The sequence below is a fragment of the Alienimonas californiensis genome, from assembly GCF_007743815.1.
Taxonomy (GTDB): domain Bacteria; phylum Planctomycetota; class Planctomycetia; order Planctomycetales; family Planctomycetaceae; genus Alienimonas; species Alienimonas californiensis.
This window is the reverse complement of record NZ_CP036265.1, coordinates 2,498,823-2,517,251: the sequence shown is the minus strand read 5'-3', so window position 1 is coordinate 2,517,251 and position 18,429 is coordinate 2,498,823. Positions and strand designations below refer to the sequence as shown.

The following is an 18,429-nucleotide window of genomic DNA, read 5'->3' as shown; positions in this document are numbered from 1 at the left end:
GGGACGCCCGATGAGCGGTTCCCCCCGGGCGCTGGCCCATGAAGCGTTGCTCGAACAGGCGACCACGCAGACCTTCGCCCAGGATCTGCTGGAGCGCCGCTGGGCCGACTACGACGTGCCGGCGGTCGACCGGCGGCTGATCTCGGACCTCGTGTTCGGCACGGTGCGGCGGCGGGCGACGCTGGATGCGGTTCTCCAGGCCCATCTCAACCGGCCGTTGGCGGACCTCGAACCGGGCCTGCGGACCCTGCTGCGGCTGGGCGCCTACCAACTGGCGCTCACCGGCGGCATCCCCCCGCACGCGGCGGTGCACGAAACGGTGGCCGTCGCCGAGATCAGCGGCGCCCCCCGCTGGACCGGGCTGACGAACGGCGTGCTGCGGAGCCTCGCCCGGGCCGTCTACCCGGCGAACGACGAACCCGTCCCCGCCCCCGGCCCCGCCGCGGACGCCGTGCCGCTGCCGGTCGGCCCGGGCGACGCGGACCGCTGGCGGAAGGTCGGCCGCCGCGTGTTCCCCGACCCCACCGACGACCCGGCCGGCTACTTCGCCGCCGCCTTCGCCTTCCCCCGCTGGCTGGCGCGGCGCTGGGCGGAGCGGCTGGAACCGACGGAGCTGTGGGCGCTGGGCTTTCACTTCAACCGCCCCCCGGTCCCCACGCTGCGGGTCAATCCGTTGAAGGGCGACCGCGAATCCCTGCTGGCCGCGTTGGCCGAGGCCGGCGTCGCGGCGACCGCGGGGGCGACGCCGCAGTCGATCCGGCTGGCGGAGGGGGCGAACGTCGTCGCCCTGCCCGGCTTCCCCGAGGGCCGCTTCAGCGTGCAGGACGAAACCGCCCAGGGAGCCGCCGCCCTGCTGGCCCCGCGGGCCGGCGAGCGGGTCCTCGACCTCTGCGCCGCCCCCGGCACGAAGACGACCCACCTGGCCGAACTGTCCGGCGACGCCGCGGAGATCCTCGCCGCGGACGTGAGCAGCCAACGGCTCGAAAAGGTCTCGGCGAACGCCCAGCGGTTGGGGCTTTCCTCAATCCGCACGCAGGCGACGGCGGCGGACGCCTCCGATTTGCCCGGACTGGAGGACGGCGGCCTGTTTGACGCGGCGCTGGTGGACGTGCCGTGCAGCAACACCGGCGTGCTGGGCAAGCGCCCGGAGGCCCGCTGGCGGGTGAAGGCGAGCGACCTGCCGCTGTTCGCCGCCAGCCAGACCGACCTGTTGGCCGCGGCGCTGGAGCGGGTAAAACCCGGAGGGCGGTGCGTGTACTCGACGTGCAGCGTGGAACCGGAGGAAAACGCCGGTGTGGTCGCCGCCGCGCTGGCGGACCCGCGGTTCCAAGATTGGAAGGTCGTCCGCAGCGTACTGCACTGGCCCGGCCGCCCCGGCGACGGCGGTTTTCAGGCACTATTGGTGCGGAGGGGCGCTTCAGGCTGAAGGAGGCGCGACTGTCAGGGAGCGTCTCTGAGCAGCGCCGCGTCGAGAGAGACGCTCCCTGACGGTCGCGGCTCCATTTCGTCACCTGCAGGCAGCGCCTCCCGCGCCCGCCAAGCGCGGAGCAGGCCGACCGTCAGCAGGACCTGTGCGGCGACGAACAGGCTGAACGAGCCGACGACCATCGCGCCGCCGACCAGTTCCGGCACGGAATTCAACAGGCCCGGGCGGTCATTTCGCCCGCTCAGGTTGTCCGCGACTGGGATCAGCGTGCCAGCGAACCCGCAGACGCCGGCGGCCAGCACGAACCCGCGGCCGGGCCCCCGGCGGCGGCCGGCGACGACCGCAAACGCCGAGTAGCTCAGGGTCAGCAGGAGGAAAAACGCCAGGAAGGCGTCGTCAGAACTCATCGGGAGTCCTCGGTCGGGTCGGCAGGGCGGGCGGCTCCCAGGACCCGGGCCGCGGCGAGGACGGACAGCCACAGCGAGCCGAGCCAGGCGGCCCCCATTCCGACCTGAAACGCCGCCGAGTCGTTCATCCACCGCATGGCCTGCGGGGCGACCTGCTCCAGGACCGCCGTCACGAGCACAGCGAAGGGAAACAGCAGCCCCACCCCGGCCGCGAGCGCCGCCGTCGCCCCGCCGGGCGTGCCCCAGCGCCAGCGCCGCAACCCCGCCACGGCGAGGGCGGCGGTCGCCACGAGCCAGACCAGAAACACGGCCGGCATCACGAGTTCGACGGCCCACATGCCCGCAGGTTAGCCCCGGTTCGCGGTCGCCGGTAGGCGGCGTGCGCCATTGAGCGGGCGCGCCGCCTGACGGCGACGGCGAACCGGGGCGGGCGGGTGAGCGCGGCGGGCGGGCGGCCGGGCAAAGCGTCGCCGGGGGAAACCTGAGGAAACTTTGCGCCCGGGGTGAATCCGGCTTGAGCAGAACCTGAATCGTTCCGATTGGACAGGAGAGGACCCGCCGTGCCGGTTCTGCCGCCTGTTGCGGTCAGGCTGAAGCGGCGGGTCCCGGAACGGCTCCGGCCGGGCGTCTTTCGAGTCATGTCGGCCCCACGCGGGTTGACCGGATTCGACCGGGCGACCTACGACCGAAGCCGTCCCCCCCGCCGTGCCCCGCCCCCGCAGTTTGCGGGGACGGTGCGCCCGTCGGGGTCGCTCGAGTTCCCGCTTCACGTACGTTTTCGAGCCGTTTTCGCCGGTCGTCGGGTCGCAGCGACGCGATCCGCCCCGGCACTCGCCCCTTCCGGCCGACCACTCACCCACCGCATCGCCGCCCCGCCCGGGCCGCACCGTGCGTTTCGTCCTTGGAAACAAGGGGGAACGCCGCGGGCGCCGGGGCTCCGGCGGAGGCGGCGCGGCGGGCCGCCCGGGGCGCGGCGCTTCCCTGTCAGACACTGACACGATTCCCCACAAGGAGGTTGGACCGTTGGCCAGACGCATCGGACTCCTCGCCGGGTCCACAGCGGCGGTGATCGCCGGACTGTGGCTGGCGAACGCCAAGCCGCTCGCAGAGCAGATGACCGCGGCGGTGGACACCGCCGCGAGCGCCTCGCCGGCGGACCAGCTCGCCGCCGGCTTGCTGTTGATGAAAGAGGGGCAGCACGTCGCTGCCCAGAACCGCCTCGCCCTTGCCGCCAAAGGCGAGGCGAAGCTGAGCCGTGAGCAACAGCTCATGCTGAACGAGGCGCTGCGGCGCCTGCAGGACGTCGACCCGTTCGCCGCCCACAACACGGACGGCAACAAGGAGACCGCCGAACTGTTCCTCGCCGAAGCCCGCGCCGCGGTGCAGCGGGGCGACAAGGCGTCCGCCCGCAAGCTGGCCGCCGCCGCCGCCGCGTTCGGCACGAACTGGCCGGACGGCGCCGGCCCGGACGCGCTGCTGGCCGCTCTCGGCCCGGCGGAAGTGAAGCCGACCGGCGGGGACATCCTGCCGGACGAGTTCGCCTCCATGGACTTCGGCAGTGCCGCCGCTCCCGCCGCCGCCCCGGTGACGGACGGCTGGGGCGCCCCCGCGCCGAACAGCGTCGAGGGCGGGTCCAGCAAGGCCGCCGCGATGCAGCTGCTGGCCCAGGCTCGCGTCCAACTGGACGCCGGCCGCTACGAGGAGGCCCGCTCGCTGGCCCTGGAAGCGTGGGAACTCCACGCCGACTGGGACCTGTTCGCCGCGGACAGCCCGGACCGGATCATCAGCGAGGTCGCCGCCCGCACCAAGACGGTCACCTTCACCGCCAAGTCCCCCAAGCCGGCCGCCGCCGCGGCGCCGAGCGCCGACGAGCTGGCCCGCGGGGCCGCCGCCGACGCCCTCGCCGCCGCCCGCAACGCGCTGGGCGCCGGTGAGTTCGAGCAGGCCGAGGCCTACGTCGGCGCCGCCGAGTCCGCCGGCGTGGCGTGGGACCTGCTGGGCGACAGCCCGGAGAAGGTGCGGGCCGAACTGGCCGCCGCCAAGACCGCGGGCGCCCCGAAGCCCGCCGCGAACGAGGTGAGCAACGCCGCCTTCGATATGGACTTCGACGCCACCTTCGGCGTCACCCCGACCTCCGCTCAGGCGCCCACGGCGGACGAGCAGCCGGAAGCGGTCTCCACCGCCGCCGGCGCCGACAGCCCGTTCGCCGCCCCGCCGGTCGACCCGTTCGCGCTTGCCGCTCAGGACGACGAACTCGCCGCCCCGGCCGCGGAATCGAACTCCGCGCCGAAGTCCGCCCCGACCGAGCCGACCGCTCGTCAGAAGTACGACGAAGGCATGGCCGCCCTGAAGGCCGGCGACCGCAACACGGCGCTGGAGGCGTTCCTCGCCGCCCACGAAGCCGTGCAGGCCGGTTCGCCGCTCGACCCCTTCCGGGCCGAGCAGATGCAGAGCTTCCTCGTCTCGCTGGCCCCGGCCGGCGGGATGAACGGCGGCGTGACCCCGGCGGCGGCGGTGAACCCGTCCGCGGCCGTTCGCTCCGCCGGCGCCCAGAGCCCCGCCGAGCAACTGACCCTCGCCAGCCAGGCCGAGAACGTCCGCTTCGATAAGCTGCGGGGCGAGGTGTTGAACGCCATCTTCCGGGCCGAGCGCCTGAAGGAAGCGGACAACCTCACCGAAGCCCGCGCCGTGCTGAACCGCACCAAGCAGAGCGTCGAGACCGCCGAACTGCGGGACGACTTGAAGGCCCCGATGCTGCGGCACATCGCCAACAGCAGCGCCGCGGTCGAGAGCTACGCCAAGCAGATGGCCCCCAAGCTGGAGCTGGCGGAGCGGAACAAGATGGTCAAGGACGAGATCAACACGGAGCAGCTCCGCCGGGCCCGGATTGAGAAGGAGATGTACGAGCTGACGGAACGCTTCAACGACCAGTTGGACGCCCGGGAGTTCGTCGAAGCCCTCGCCACGGCGAAGCAGGCCCGCGCCCTGGACCCGGACGCCCCGCACGCGGAGCTGATGGTCTGGAAGGCGAAGTTCGCGCACCGTGAGTTCCAGGGCAAAGCGATCGCCGAAGCGAAGGAAGAGGGCTTCGTCGCCGCGATGACCTCCGTGGACGAGGCGAGCATCCCGTTCGCCGACGACTTCGAGTTCCCCAAAAACTGGGACGCCCTGACCGTCCGCCGCGGCCTCCGCTACGGCGAGACCGGCGTGGTCGGGGACATGAGCACCCAGGAGAAGATGATCGCCTCGGCGATGACCCGCCCGGTCAGCCTGCACTTCCAGGACGCCCCGCTGGCCGAGGTGCTGTCTCACCTGGCGACGCTGGCGGACATCAACATCGTCGCCGACCCGGCCGACGTGGAAGCCGTCGGCGCCGGGATCGACACCCCGGTGACGATCAACGTCGAAGGCGTGCAGCTGAAAAGCGCCCTGAACCTGATCCTGGAGCCGCTGGACCTCGGCCACGTCATCTCCGACGACGTGCTGAAGGTGACCAACCGCAATCGCATGGGCGGGCAGCTGATCACCAAGCCCTACCCGGTGACGGACCTGGTGGTGGCGATCCAGAACTTCGGCTCGCACGGCGGGACCGATCCGATGGCGAAGTCCGGCGCCAAGGCCAACCCCTTCGGCGGCGGTCTGGGCGTGGGCAACTTCAGCGTGCCCGCCGTGGGCGGCGTGGCGCCGAACATGGACCTCTCCGGGGCCCTGGTGGACCCGGTGACCGGCGGGCGGATTGAGAGCCGCGTCGAGGGCGACAGCCGCCGCATGCGGTTCGACGAACTCGCCGAGCTGATCCGCACCACCGTGGAACCGGAAAGCTGGGAGATGCTGGGCGGCCGCGGGTCGCTGCAGACCAGCGAAACGACGCTGGCCCTGGTGGTGCGTCAGACGCAGGCCGTGCACGAGCAGATTTCCGAGCTGCTGACCCAGCTCCGCCGTCTGCAGGACCTTCAGGTGGCGGTCGAGGTGCGGTTCGTGACGGTGACCGACGAGTTCTTCGAGCGGATCGGCATCGACTTCGACTTCGACGTGCAGGACGCCCTGGGCGCCGGCCCGGTGGACGCCAGCCCGTTCGGGGCGATCGACACGATCTCCCCGCAGACCGCCGGCACCACTCCGGGCCCGCTGGCTCCGGGCACCGCCCCGTTCTTCCCGAACTTCGCCCTGCCGGTGCTCCCGCCGCTGCAGGAGGGCGGCGCCACCCAGTACCAGAACCCGACCGGCACGGCGGTGAACGGACTGTTCGATCCGAGCCCCGGCCGCGACCTCCGCGACCGCGACGACTACAGAGACGGGGTTGTCGTCGGCGTGGACGGCAGCGAGGCGACCGGCGCCACCAACTTCCGTCAGGACCTGGACATCCCCTTCGAGCAGGGCAGCTTCGCGGTCGGCGTGCCCGACTTCGTCGCCGGCGACCTGAGCCTCGGGATGAACGTCGGCTTCGCGATCCTCAGCGATATTGAAGCCTTCTTCTTCATCAACGCCGTCCAGAGCGACAGCCGCAACAACCTGATGTTCGCCCCGAAGGTGACGCTGTACAACGGCCAGATGGCCTTCGTGCAGAACTCCACGCAGATCCCCTTCGTGGCCTCGCTGATCCCGGTGGTCGGAATCGGCTCCGTGGCCTACCAGCCGGACGTGCAGCTGATTCAGGAAGGCATCACGATGTCGGTAACCGCGGTCATCAGCGCCGACCGCCGGTTCGTCCGGCTGACGGTCAGCCCGGAGTTCACCAACGTGATCGACATCTTCAGCTTCACCTACGCCTCCGCCGGCGGCGGCGGCGGCGTGGGCGGGGCCGGCGGACTCGCCGGTGTGGCCGGCGGCGCCGGCGGCTTCGGCGGCATCGGCGGCGGCGCCATCGCCCAGAACGCTCTGCTCCAGACCCTGCCCCAGCAGGTCGGCGGCATCGCGGGCATCGGCGGCGTCGCCGGCACCACCGGCGGAGCGACCGGCGGGTTCCAGAACCTGACCATTCAGCTCCCGCTGCAGGAGATCGTCACCGTCAACACCACCGTCTCCGTCCCGGACGGCGGCACCGTGTTGCTCGGCGGCATCAAGCGGCTCCGCGAGGGTCGCAACATGGCCGGCGTGCCGATCCTCAACAAGCTGCCGTACGTCTCCCGGCTGTTCAAGAACACCGGCGTCGCCCGCAGCACCGAGTCCCTCATGCTGATGGTCACCCCCCGGATCATCATCCTGGAGGAAGAGGAGGAACTGCTCGGCATCGAGATCTAGTCCTCCGTGAGGAGGACGGGATCCCAACCCGACCGTTCAGAACCGATCGCGCCGCCGCGGGGCTCCCCCGCGGCGGCGTTTTTCGTGCGCCCTCACGGCGGGCCAGGACGGGGAACCGTCACGCCGAGCCGCCGCGGCGGCTCGGCGTTACGCTGTGCGGATGGCCGTCCCGTCCCCGAATCAGACCGTCCAGTTCCAGTCCGCCCCGGACCCGACCGCCCACGCCGTCGCCGAAGTCTTCGCCCGGGTGCGGTCCGGGTATCCGCTGCTGGCGCTGGACACGCCGGAGGAGCGCCGCTGGATCGACGCCCTGTCCGCCGCCGCACCGCAGGCCGGTTGGACCGTGTCCCTGTGGAGCGCCGCCGCCGGCGTGCGAACGCCGGGCACGGCGCCCGCCGAGGGAACCGAGCCGCGCCTCGCCGATCCGCGGGCCTACCTGGGGCAGCTTGCCGCCGCGGAGGGCCGCACCCTGCACCTGCTGGTCGACGCCGGTCCGCACCTGGCCGATCCGGTGTGCGCCCGCCTGCTGCGGGAGGCGTTGCCGGCCCTCACGGGCAAGCAGTCCGCCGTGCTGCTGATCGCCCATCGCACGCCGCTGCCGGCGTCGCTGGACAGCGACGCGGCGACCGTCGACCTGCCCCCGCCCAGTTCGGCGGAGTTGGCCGATGACCTCCGCGCCGCCGCGGCCGCCGCCGGCCGCGACGCCCCGGACGAGGCCCTGCTCGCCCGGTTGGTGAACGCGGCCCGCGGCCTGACCCGCGACAGCGCCCGGCGGGCCTTCACGCTGGCCCTGACCGACTCCGCTGCGGACGACGATCCGTTGAAGGCGGTGGTGAACGAGAAGCGCCGGCTGGTCAGCGGCGGCGATCTGCTGGAGTTCCGCGGGCTGGACGAATCGGCGGACGCCGTCGGCGGGTTGCAGAACCTCAAGGAGTGGCTCGCCAAGCGGGCCGCCGCCTTCAGCCCGGAGGCCGCCGCCCGCGGCGTCCCGGCCCCCCGCGGCGTATTGCTGCTGGGCGTGCAGGGGTGCGGCAAGAGCCTGACGGCCCGCGTCGCCGCCCGCATCCTCGGTTTCCCGCTGGTCCGGCTGGACGTCGCCGCCCTGATGGCCTCCGAGCAGGGGCAGAGCGAGAAGAACCTGCGGCAGGCCCTCGCCAACGTCGCCGCGATCGCCCCGGCGGTGCTCTGGCTGGACGAACTCGAAAAGGGCTTCGCCGGCAGCACGGGCGACGGCGGCGGCGGGAACGAAGCCGCCGTCCGCCGCATGACCGGCACGCTGCTGACCTGGATGGAGGACCGCCCCGCCCCGGTGTTCGTCGCCGCCACCGCCAACTCCGTCGACGCCCTCCCGCCGGAGCTACTGCGTCGCGGCCGGTTCGACGAACTGTTCTTCATCGACCTGCCGAACGAATACGAACGGCGGGACATCCTCCGCGTGCATCTGGCCCGCGGCGCGCAGGACCCGGCAGCGTTCGACGTGGAGGAACTCGCCGAGGCCGGCGAGGGCCACAGCGGCGCCGAACTGGCCCAGGCAGTGACCACCGCCCTGATCGACGCCCACACCGACGGCCGCGCCCCGGCCCAGGCGGACGTCAAACGGGCGATCGAGGAGACCGTGCCGCTGTCGGTCACGATGGAGGACCAGATCTTCGCCCTGCGGGAGTGGTGCCGCACCCGCACCCGCCCCGCCACCCCGGACAGCCGCGTGCTGCGGATGATGGAGCAGGAGCGCCGACACGGCGGCGATTTGGAGGGCGACGCCGGCCCCGAGGGCCCCGCCTGGGGTCGACTGGCGGCCGGCGGCCAGTTGCGGGCGGCGATTACGGAGTTCCTCGCCACGAAGGACGGGGCCACCTTCCCGACGCTGATCGAGGCGCTGGCGCCCTACGCCCCCGTCGCCGGCCCGCTGGCGCTGGCGTTGAAGGCGAACCCGAAGGCCGTCGTCTGGGCGGGGCTGGACGAAACCTTCGCCGCGGAGATCGCCCGGCTGGTGGAGAACCGTCGCGTCTACCTGCACCCCGCCTCCGCGGACGATCACCCGCCCGGCTCCGCCCCCAAACTGCCGGTGTTCGAAGAGGATGCGGACGAAGCGGCCGGCGGGACGACCCCGCCGGACGGCCCGCACTGGCGCCCGGTGCAGTTGAAAACGCTCCCCCGGCCCGGCGCCCCGGCGGAATACGCCCGCCTCGCCCGGGTGCGGCTGTCCAAGAAGTAGCGCCGCCGCGGTCGTTCGATCGTCGGAGGGGCTCCGCAGTGGAACCGTTCGCCGCCCTCGCACCGTCCTGTCCACCGTGGTCGTCGCCCTCCTTCTGGCTCTCGTCGGAACCCCGCCGTTCACGCAGGGGCTGCCGCGGCCGGTCGACGGGCTGAACCTGCCGGCGGGCTACGTCGCCGGGCCGGTCGTCCCTGGGCTGCGGGAAGACGCGGTGCCGCAGGGGCTGGCCTGGGTTGCGGGGGCGGACGGGGCGGGAGAGCGGTTCCTCGTCTCCCATGATCGGCCGGGGGAGGCGGCGTCGTGCGTGTCCGTGCTTGATGGGGCTAACGGGTCCCTGATTGCCGTGGTGGACCTGGAGGAACCGGACGGCAGGCCGCACCGCGGGCACGTCGGCGGGCTGGCGGCGACGGCCGACGACCTGTTCGTCGCCTCCGACGGCCGCGTGTTGCGGTTCCCGCTGGCCCCGTTTCTGGCCGACGCCCCGCCGCCGCGGCTGCGGGCGACCGCGGTTCGGCGGGACGAAACGCAGGCGGACTACGCCGCCGCCCGCCCCGGTCTGGCGGGGGACGAGCTGTGGGTCGGGGAGTTTGCGCTGCGGCGGACGAACCCGTTCGCCCGGGAGTATCGCACCGCGGCGTCCCATCGCCTCACCGATCGGGCCGGCCAAGCGAAGCACGCCTGGGTCGTCCGGTCCGACCCCGCCGATCCGACCGGCCGCGTGACGGGCCTGCTCTCCGTGCGGCAACGGGTGCAGGGGCTCGCCTTTCTGCCGGGAGCCGACGGCGGGCCGGGCGAGGTGGCGCTCAGCGTCTCCTACGGCCGGGCGAACCGCAGCGAACTGGCATTCCACCGGGACCCGACCGGCGGCCCGCCGCACCGGACCGTGACCGTCGCCGGCCGCGACGTGCCGCTGTGGTTCTTGGATGCGCAGAGCTATCGCCGCACCGTCGACTTCCCCCCGATGAGCGAGGGCGTCGCCTTCGTCCCCGGATCGACGGACCGGCCCCCGCGGCTGGCCGTGCTGGCCGAGAGCGGGGCGGAGAAATACCGACTCGGCGGCGCCGGTCCGCTGGACCTTATCGTTCTGCTGCCGATCATCTGGAGGGATTGATCCGGAGCTGCGAACCGGCATCCCCCCGCCGCCGCGAAGCCACTATGGTTCGCGGCCCCGTCCCCGCGTCCCGCACGACGCCGATGTCCGACAGCTACGTCCCCGCCCCCGCCCCGCCCGACGCGCTGCTCGCCTGCGACGGGTTGGTGAAGACCTACCGCGGCGGCAAGAAGGCGGTCCGCGGGATCGACTTCTACGTCGGCCGGGGGGAGATCGTCGGTCTGCTGGGGCCGAACGGGGCCGGCAAATCGACCACCTTCCGCATGGCCTGCGGACTGACGGTGCCGACCGAGGGCCGCGTCTGCCTCGGCGGCACGGACGTGACCACCTGGCCGCTGTACCGCCGGGCCCGCCGCGGGATGGGCTACCTCCCGCAGGACGACAGCGTCTTCAAGAAGCTGACCGTCGAACAGAACCTGTTCGCCGTGCTGGAGTTCCAGGCGATCACCAAAGCCGCCCAGCGCAAGCGGGCCACGGCGCTGCTGGAACAGTTCGGCCTGGACGACAAACGCCGCCAGACCGCCGGCACGCTCTCCGGCGGCGAACGCCGCCGGCTGGAGATCGCCCGCTGCCTCGCCTCCAAGCCGGACCTCATCCTGCTGGACGAACCGTTCACCGGGATCGATCCGGTCACGATTCACAGCATCCAGGACATTATCCGCGACCTCCGGGACTGCGGCATCTCCATCCTCCTGACCGACCACCGCGAACGGGAAACGCTGACGATCACCGATCGCAGCTACATCGTCTGCGAGGGCCGGGTGATCGTCGGCGGCACCGCCCGGGAGGTGCTCTCCAATAAAGAGGCTCAGGAGAAGTACTTCGGCGCCCGGTTCGACGCCGGCAGCATTTTGGAAGGCCGCGACGCCTTCGACGCCCCCCGCCGCACCGCTGCCTGAGCGGGTTCGAGCCAGCGTCTGGCTGCCGCGACACCACAGTCTGGCCGCCGTGACGCCGCGTCTGGGCGTTTGGCGGCCACTGTTCAGTCCCTCCCCGGTTCGTCTCCCGGGGAGCGTGGGAAGAACCCCCGAAGAGGAGAGGGGGGATCCGCCGGATCCGCGACAAACAGTCGCAGTGCGGCAGAAAAACCGTCGAAATCGCTGGAAACGGCCCAACAATCGCCCAGATTGCCTAGCGATTCGGCTGTCCCGCTGTGAGAGCGGGCACTATAACCAGGTTGCTCGCCTTACGGCTTCGGCCGCTGCCCCGGGGGAAGTCGCGTTGATGCCCGCTATTTCCGTTCGCTCCGCAACCGATTCGGTCTGCCGTCCGCGACGGCCGACGGCCATCCCGGCCGTCTGTCGGGGCTGGGATGTCGGGGAGGGGGAGATGCAGGTGTCAATGACCGCGGCGCTGGCCTACGCCTGCCGCTGCTCCCCCCCGCCGGTCGCCGATCCGAACGCCGGCCCCGCGATGAACCTGTACGAGCGGGCCTACCGGGAGGCCGAACGGCACAAGTGGCTGGTGAGCGAACGGCAGGGCTACGACGCGGGAGAGGGGGCGATTCGGGAGTGGTACGCGACGCGGTGGCCGCACTTCTGTCGGGCCTGTCAGTTGCAGCACGTCGCCGGCCGAGTCAGGTGGGACCAGTTCGATCCCGCGACGTTCGGGACGCTGCATGAGGCGATCGCCAGCGGGGATTTACTCGCCGATCGCATTCTCGACCGCGTCGACGCCGGTTGGGAAAACCTCCACATTCTGCTGTGGGCCCGCGAATGGGGCCTGCCCATGAAGGCGGTGCTGACGGTGCTCGAACGCATCGACGTCAACCGCGCCCGCCTCGACCCGAACTGCCTGTAGGTCGTTGGGCGGCTGGCCGGATCTTCGGTCGGGCAGCCCGGTCGATCTTCCTCGTGAGCCCGAAGCGCAAGCGAGGTTCGGGGTCGTCCAGCCTCGCTTGCGCTTCGGGCTCACAGGGCCAACTGGCTACGCCGCCCCCAGCCGTTCGAAGACCACCTCGACCAGCTTCGGGTGCAGGCCCAGCGGGGGGCGGACCTCGAACCGCACGCCGGGGTACTGCTCCTCGAACTGCGCCCGGAACTCCTCCAGGTCGCCGGCGACGTGCGTGCCCATGCTGAGGAAATAGGGCAGCATTCGCACGTCGGTGGCGCCCCGCTCCACGCACTTCGCGGCGGCGGCGGGGATGTCGGGGGCGGCCAGTTCCAGGAAGGCCGGCTCCACAATCTCGAACCCGCCGCGTTCGATCACCTGGGCGGTCAATCGGTGTAAATCGTCGTTCGCCTCCTGCCGGCGGGAACCGTGGGCGATCAGCAGGGCGGCCTTCATAAGGCGGAAGGGGGAGGGCGGAAGGGCGGAAGGGAACAGCTCGGCAGCGTACGCTGAACCGGGCGGACGGTCGGCCCCTTCACCGTCCCTTCGCCCTTCCGCCTTCCTCCCTCCGCCTTCGCCATGCCCCCTCGCGTCGGCCCCTATCTGCTGGAGCGGAAACTCGGCAGCGGGGGCATGGGCACGGTCTACCTCGGCACGCACGACCAGACGGGCGAGCACGCCGCGGTGAAGATCCTGCCGGCGGCGCTGGCCCGGGAGCCGGGCTTTCGGGAACGCTTCGCCCGGGAGGTGGAGACCGTCCGCCGCCTGAACAACCCGCACATCGCCGGCTACCTCGCCAGCGGCTCAGTCGACGCCGAGGGGAACCTCCTCCCGGACACGGCGCCCGGCGCCCCGGGGTCCGGAGAGGAGGCGGAACCGACCGACGACGCTCTCGCCTTCCTCGCCCTGCGGTACGTCGAGGGGGAGACGCTGCTGGTGCGCCTCCGCCGCGAACGCCGCTTGCCCTGGCGGGCGGCGGTCGATCTCGGCGTGCAGATCTGCACGGCCCTCAAGGCGGCCCACGACGCGGGGGTCGTACACCGGGACCTCAAGCCGTCCAACCTGATCCTCACGCCCAAGGGAAACGACGATCCCGGCGGCGTCGGGCACGTCACGCTGGTGGACTTCGGCGTCGCCCAACTGTTCGCCGCCGGCCGGCTGACGCAGACCGGCGGCGTGATCGGCACCGCGGAGTTCATGGCACCGGAGCAGGCCACCGGCAAGCGGGTCGACAAGAAGTGCGACCTCTATTCGCTGGGGGCGGTGCTGTACGCCTGCGTCTGCGGCGTGCCGCCCTTCCGCGGGCAGTCGGCGGTGGAGGTGCTCCAGCAACACCGCTTCGGCCAGTTCGACGCCCCCCGCCGCTACGCCCCCGACTGCCCCCCCGCGGTGGAGGCGGTGATCTGCGAACTGCTCTCGAAGTCCCCCGCCGACCGCCCCGCCGACGCTCGGGTTGTCTCCAATCGACTCTCCGCCGCCGTGCGACGGGAGGACTACGCCACCGGGACTCCCGCCCCGGACTCCAACAGGGAGTCAAGCGGGGAGTCCACGGGAGTTCCGCCGGACGAGGCGGTCCCGCTGCCGGATCGCCCCACCCGCCCCGCCAAGGAGGAAGAGGAGGAACGGGCCGGGATCGAACCCGCCTCAACCGTCTCCAATCTCGGGGGAGCGACGATCGGACGGTCGCTCGCCGGCACGTCGCTGCACGGGGCGACGCTTTCGAAGGAGGATGCGGAGGGGGCTGCGAACGAAGCCCTCGCCTTCCCGCGTGAGGGGCCGGGCCCGGCGACGATCGTCCGCAACGGCGTGGTGCGGGCGTTGGAGGAGACGGACGAGACCGGCCCCGTCGCCCGGTTCTTCGAGCAGACCTGGGTGCTGATCTCGGCGCTGGCCCTGCTGATCGCCGGGGGGGTCCTGTGGTTCGAGTTGCAGGCCCCGGAGTTGCCGCCGCCGGGCGAGATGACGGTCGGCCAGCACCTCGCCGCCGCCCGGGCCGCGTTGGAGCAATCGCCCGGCGCCGCGTGGAGCGACGCGCGGGACCGCCACCTCGCCCCGCTGCTGGCGCCCGAGGGGATCGAGGCGGTTGAAAAGGCGAGCGCCGAGGCGGGCAACCCCGGCGAACCGCTGACGCCCGAGGCCCGGGCCTACACGCTCGAACAGGCCCGCAAGCTGGCGGATCGGGTGCGGCGCTACGAACTGGAGCGGGCCGTCTTGCGCCCCAACCTGGCCGAACCGCCGACGAACGAAGCGGAACGGTTCCTGCGGCTCGCCGTGCACCGCACCCTCACCGGCGATCGCCCCGCCGCCGCCCGGACGCTGCGGCACTTCCTGAACGCCACCTCCGCCGCCGACCCCGACCGGCGGCTGGCCCAGAACCGTCGGATCGCCCAGGCGATGCTGGCCGACCTGACAATCCCCCCGCCGGCGGTCTCCGCGATGGCGGACAAGGCCCTCGACGACGCCCGCGACGCCGCCGAGACCGGCGACCCCGCGACCGCCCGCCGCGTGCTGGACGGACTGATCGGCCTGTACGCCGACGACCCCGCCGCCGAAACGCTGCTGGACGACGCCCGGGACCTGCGGCGCTCGCTGGAGCCGGGGGAGTCGGAACCGGGGTTGATGGAGGAGCCGGCCGCCGGCCGCTAGCCTGCCCGCGCCCGTTCCTCAGCCCTGCCCGGCGACGCCCGCGATGAACCTGTTCGATCACATCCGCGACGTGCCGGACTTCCCCAAGCCGGGGATCGTCTTCAAGGACATCTCGCCGCTGCTGGCCAGCCGCGAGGCGACGCAGGAGGCGATCCGGGCGATGGCCGAGCCGTACCGGGCCGACCCGCCCGAGGCGATTCTGGCGGTGGAGGCCCGCGGCTTCCTGTTCGCCGTGCCGATGGCGCAGGAACTGGGCTGCGGCGTGGTGCTGGTCCGCAAACCCGGCAAGCTGCCGGCCGCGACGACCGCGGTGGAGTACGCCCTGGAATACGGCAACGACATGCTCGAGATGCACGCCGACGCCCTCACCAAAGGCCAGAAGGTACTGATCGTGGACGACGTACTCGCCACCGGCGGCACCGTCGCCGCCTGTGCCGACCTCGCCCGCCAGGCCGGCGCCGAGGTGACCGCCGCGGCGTTCCTCGTCGAACTCACCTTCCTGAACGGCCGCAGCAAACTCGGCAATCTGCCGGTGTCCGCGGCGATCACGTACTGACCTCCTTTCCCGCCGCCCCGCCATGACGCGACCGCTCCGACGACTGCTCGGCTGGAGCGTCGCCGCGGCGCTGGGACTCTGGGTCGGCGGGTGCTGGGTCAGCGCCCGCGGGGGGCACGAGCGGTTCGTCCGCACGGCGAGCGACCTCGGCGGGAGAGTCGGGAGCCTCACGCCGCCGATCGGGTTCTACAGCGAGTACGGCGTGGGGTTCCCCGACCGACGGCCGCCGCTCACAGACGAGGAGGTGTCCCGGCTGGCCAGGTCGACGAGCGGGCTCCTCGACGGCGTCGTTCGCATCCACGCCCCGGCGGAGGACGCGATGACGGAGGAGCAGATCGCCACCCTGCTGCGGACCGCCCCCGCCGTCAGCAGCGTCTACGCCCGCGGCGGGTGGTGGTCCCTCGGTGCGGATCGCGACATTGCATTCTACCCGGATCCCGAAGAGGACGACGGGCCGCACGTGGCGGAGCCGCCCTGCGATGACAGTCCGCAGCACGGGCCTGCGGATGCCCCAGAGATCACTCCGCCGCCGTCAACTTGAAGTCGTCCACCCACGCCTCGCTGTTGACGGCGAGGCGGACGGTTCGCTTCGTCGGGTGGGCGATGCCGGGGGACTGCAGTTCGCCGACCGGCTTGCCGTCGATCGAGACGCTCAGCCGGTCGCCGGCGGTGGTCATCGACAACGTGTGCCACTCGTTCGGGGCGATCTTCATCTTCACCTGGGTCACCGCGTCCTTCATCACCTGTTTGTCCTCGGCAGTGACCTGTCCGGCCTGACGGCGTTCGCGGCGGGTCAGTTCCATGCCGCCGGCCTTATGGTCCCGCAGTTCGACGCCGCTCGGCCGCACGCGGACGATCAGCAAATGGCCCGCGTGCACGCTTTTCTCCTGCATATCGGCGAGGTCCACGCCTAAGTCGCCCTTCGGCGGCAGCTTGAACCGCAGCGACAGCGTGCCGTCGGTCCAGGTCGGGCCGTCGTGGCGGACGGAGACGCCGTGGTCGGCCTCGGCGTGCATCGTGATATGCAGGGCGCCGTCTGCGAGATCCACCTGCTTGTTCCCCTTCGCACGGGCCTTACTGTTCGTCGTCCAGCCGTTGCCGACCTGCTCTTTGGCGTCGTCCTTCTCGGCCCGGTCGAACGAGTCCTCCAACAGCACGGCCCCGGGCTGAGCGACGGCGCCGGGCTCCGCGACGGCGGGCGGGGCGAATCCCAGGAGAGCGCAGGAGAGCAGCGGGGCGACCAACACGGGCGGGACCAATCGGCAAGAGGGCGGGGACGAACGGCGCCAGCCTACCGAACGGCGTCGGCCGATACGTCAATCAGGGGGCGTCCGGCCTCAGTTCCTTCGGGACGGCGATGCCGATCCCCACGCCGACGATCCGCACCGCGGCGCCGCCGTGGTCTCCCGTCACGACCTTCACCGTCAGCGGGCCGGCGGGCGGTTCGTCGCTGCGGTAAAGCAATACGGTGCGGGGGTAGTGCAGCCCCTTGCTGTGATCGTGGTAGAGCTGCACAACCTTCGGCGCCTCGCCGGGGGCGCTGACCTCGAGCGCCCCGGCGTCCGGCCCGGCGAGGACGTACAGGCCAAGGGCGACGGCGTGCTCCAGGTCGACCGTCAACGTCGCCCCGGGCGCGGCCGTATGCAGCAGGACGGTCTGCTGAAAGCGGTCGCGGCAGGAGCCGGGCAGCGCCTCCCAGTCCGGGACGCCGGTCGCCCAGGCGGCGTCGGCGGAGACGGTCTCGGCAAAGAACTCCCGCTCCACCTTCTCCTCGGCCCCGGGCCGCAGCAGGCTCGCGATGTCGATCGCGTCCGCCCGCAACGGCTCCCGCCGGCTGGGCCACGCCGGCGTCTCCCGCCGGTCCGCCGGCGCGACCAGCCCCCGCGCGATCGCCTCGGCGATCATCTCCGCGGCCAGTTCGTGCCCGACCGGCCCGGGATGCGTCCCACCGTACTGCTCCCAGGAGAGCGTCCCGGCGTCGATCCGGCGGGCGACCTCCGCGGCGACGTTCACGCTGGGAATCGCGTAGTGCTCCGCGACCCGTTCATGGGCGGCCACGGAGATCGGCGCCTCCCCCGCCCTCAGTTTCTCGACGATCGGCGGGTTCGGGAAGTGCACGAATAGTAGGTCCGGCCCCGCCAGCCGCGGGAGCGGCGACATCCGCGCGACCCCCTCCATACCCCACCCGGCCTCGCCGGCGGGCAGTTGTTCATCCTGATCGTCGTTCACCGCGGCCTCCGCCACGACGAGGTTCGCCCCGACCGGCCAGTCGCCCCCGCCGCCGAACGCGTCCCCGACGTACCGGAACACACCGGTCGTCGACCCCGTACTGCTGACGCCAGCGTTGTGGAACTCCCACGCGACGTCCGGAAACCGCGCCTTCAGCTTCTCCTCGACGAGCGGCCGGTAACCGTTCCCCTCGGTGATGCTCCCGCCCAGAAACGCGACCCGCACCGGGCCGTCCCCGGCGATCTTCGCCGCCGTCCACGGCAGCCCCCCGCGGACGTGCAGCCACGCCGGATCCTCGGCGGCCGGGTCGGCCGCGGGGGCGACGGTCAGCAGGGCGATCAGCAGCGGGGTCGTCATCAGAGCGCCTTCTAGAAACGGGAGCGTCCCGGACCCTGTGAGGGTCCAGGACGCGGGCATCATGGCGAACTGATGCGTCTCAATGCACCCGTCTGCGGGTGGGGTCAGTGCACCCGCATGCCAGGCTGGGCGCCGTCGTCGGCGGCGAGGATGTAGATGTCCGGCTCGCCGGCGCCGGCGGCCAGCACCATGCCCTCGCTGACGCCGAACCGCATCTTCCGCGGCTTCAGGTTCGCGCAGCAGATCACCTTCCGGCCCAGCAGGCTCTCCGGCGAGTACACCTTCTTCATCCCCGCGAACACCTGCCGCGTATGCCCGCCGCCCAGGCCCAGCTTGAGCTTGAGCAGCTTGTCCGCCCCCTCGACGGCCTCGCTCTCCAGCACCTCGGCGACCCGCAGATCGATCTTCAAA

General features: G+C 72.1%; 15 protein-coding genes (1 of these 15 cut by a window edge). 9 read left to right on the top strand and 6 right to left on the bottom strand.

What is annotated here, in order from left to right:
• Positions 1-10 precede the first annotated feature (10 nt).
• Complete coding sequence (locus CA12_RS09840) at positions 11-1,426, top strand: transcription antitermination factor NusB (RefSeq protein ID WP_145358782.1); 1,416 nt, start codon at positions 11-13, stop codon at positions 1,424-1,426.
• 14 nt (positions 1,427-1,440) lie between these two features.
• Here the strand turns inward: CA12_RS09840 and CA12_RS09835 are convergent, their stop codons facing one another.
• A complete protein-coding gene (locus tag CA12_RS09835; RefSeq protein ID WP_145358781.1) occupies positions 1,441-1,833 on the bottom strand; it encodes a hypothetical protein in 393 nt (130 codons plus the stop codon).
• Positions 1,830-2,171, bottom strand: a complete 342-nt coding sequence (locus CA12_RS09830) for a hypothetical protein (RefSeq protein WP_165700665.1) — start codon at positions 2,169-2,171, stop codon at positions 1,830-1,832. The genes CA12_RS09835 and CA12_RS09830 overlap by 4 nt, the downstream gene beginning before the upstream one ends.
• A 685-nt stretch (positions 2,172-2,856) precedes the next feature.
• On the opposite strand from CA12_RS09830, the gene CA12_RS22480 reads away from it, so the two are divergent.
• From CA12_RS22480 to CA12_RS09805, 5 genes are all read left to right on the top strand, one after another.
• A complete protein-coding gene (locus CA12_RS22480; protein WP_207622191.1) occupies positions 2,857-7,074 on the top strand; it encodes a type II secretion system protein GspD in 4,218 nt (1,405 codons plus the stop codon).
• Positions 7,075-7,234: 160 nt separating this feature from the next.
• Positions 7,235-9,289 carry an AAA family ATPase gene (locus CA12_RS09820; protein ID WP_145358779.1) on the top strand — a complete coding sequence of 685 codons (2,055 nt, stop codon included), beginning with the start codon at positions 7,235-7,237 and terminating at the stop codon, positions 9,287-9,289.
• Positions 9,290-9,365: 76 nt separating this feature from the next.
• Positions 9,366-10,400: a hypothetical protein gene (locus CA12_RS09815; RefSeq protein ID WP_145358778.1), complete on the top strand. Its 1,035-nt coding sequence runs from the start codon at positions 9,366-9,368 to the stop codon at positions 10,398-10,400.
• 83 nt (positions 10,401-10,483) lie between these two features.
• Positions 10,484-11,299 carry an LPS export ABC transporter ATP-binding protein gene (gene lptB / locus CA12_RS09810; RefSeq protein ID WP_145358777.1) on the top strand — a complete coding sequence of 272 codons (816 nt, stop codon included), beginning with the start codon at positions 10,484-10,486 and terminating at the stop codon, positions 11,297-11,299.
• Between the two features lie 325 nt (positions 11,300-11,624).
• On the top strand, positions 11,625-12,200 hold the full coding sequence (locus CA12_RS09805) for a hypothetical protein (RefSeq protein ID WP_165700664.1): 576 nt from the start codon (positions 11,625-11,627) through the stop codon (positions 12,198-12,200).
• Between the two features lie 126 nt (positions 12,201-12,326).
• On the opposite strand, the gene CA12_RS09800 is transcribed toward CA12_RS09805, so the two are convergent.
• Complete coding sequence (locus CA12_RS09800) at positions 12,327-12,686, bottom strand: sirohydrochlorin chelatase (RefSeq protein ID WP_145358775.1); 360 nt, start codon at positions 12,684-12,686, stop codon at positions 12,327-12,329.
• A gap of 123 nt (positions 12,687-12,809) precedes the next feature.
• Here CA12_RS09800 and CA12_RS09795 point away from each other — a divergent pair, with 123 nt between their 5' ends.
• From CA12_RS09795 to CA12_RS09785, 3 genes are read left to right on the top strand one after another with little or no spacing between them, the layout of a single operon-like run.
• Positions 12,810-14,876 carry a serine/threonine-protein kinase gene (locus tag CA12_RS09795; RefSeq protein WP_145358774.1) on the top strand — a complete coding sequence of 689 codons (2,067 nt, stop codon included), beginning with the start codon at positions 12,810-12,812 and terminating at the stop codon, positions 14,874-14,876.
• Between the two features lie 43 nt (positions 14,877-14,919).
• A complete protein-coding gene (locus tag CA12_RS09790) occupies positions 14,920-15,432 on the top strand; it encodes an adenine phosphoribosyltransferase (protein WP_145358773.1) in 513 nt (170 codons plus the stop codon).
• A 22-nt stretch (positions 15,433-15,454) separates the two neighbouring features.
• Complete coding sequence (locus CA12_RS09785) at positions 15,455-15,973, top strand: hypothetical protein (protein WP_145358772.1); 519 nt, start codon at positions 15,455-15,457, stop codon at positions 15,971-15,973.
• Here the strand turns inward: CA12_RS09785 and CA12_RS09780 are convergent.
• The 3 genes from CA12_RS09780 to metG form a co-directional block, all read right to left on the bottom strand.
• Positions 15,951-16,679, bottom strand: a complete 729-nt coding sequence (locus CA12_RS09780) for a family 16 glycoside hydrolase (RefSeq protein ID WP_145358771.1) — start codon at positions 16,677-16,679, stop codon at positions 15,951-15,953. The two genes, CA12_RS09785 and CA12_RS09780, sit on opposite strands and share 23 nt — an antisense overlap.
• A 73-nt stretch (positions 16,680-16,752) precedes the next feature.
• Positions 16,753-18,018, bottom strand: a complete 1,266-nt coding sequence (locus CA12_RS09775; protein ID WP_145358770.1) for an SGNH/GDSL hydrolase family protein — start codon at positions 18,016-18,018, stop codon at positions 16,753-16,755.
• Between the two features lie 104 nt (positions 18,019-18,122).
• A protein-coding gene (gene metG, locus CA12_RS09770; protein ID WP_145358769.1) for a methionine--tRNA ligase crosses the window boundary here: on the bottom strand, positions 18,123-18,429 show its 3' end. 1,784 nt of this gene lie beyond the right edge of the window; 307 of the gene's 2,091 nt are visible here — the last part of the coding sequence; its start codon lies beyond the right edge, outside the window; it ends in the stop codon at positions 18,123-18,125.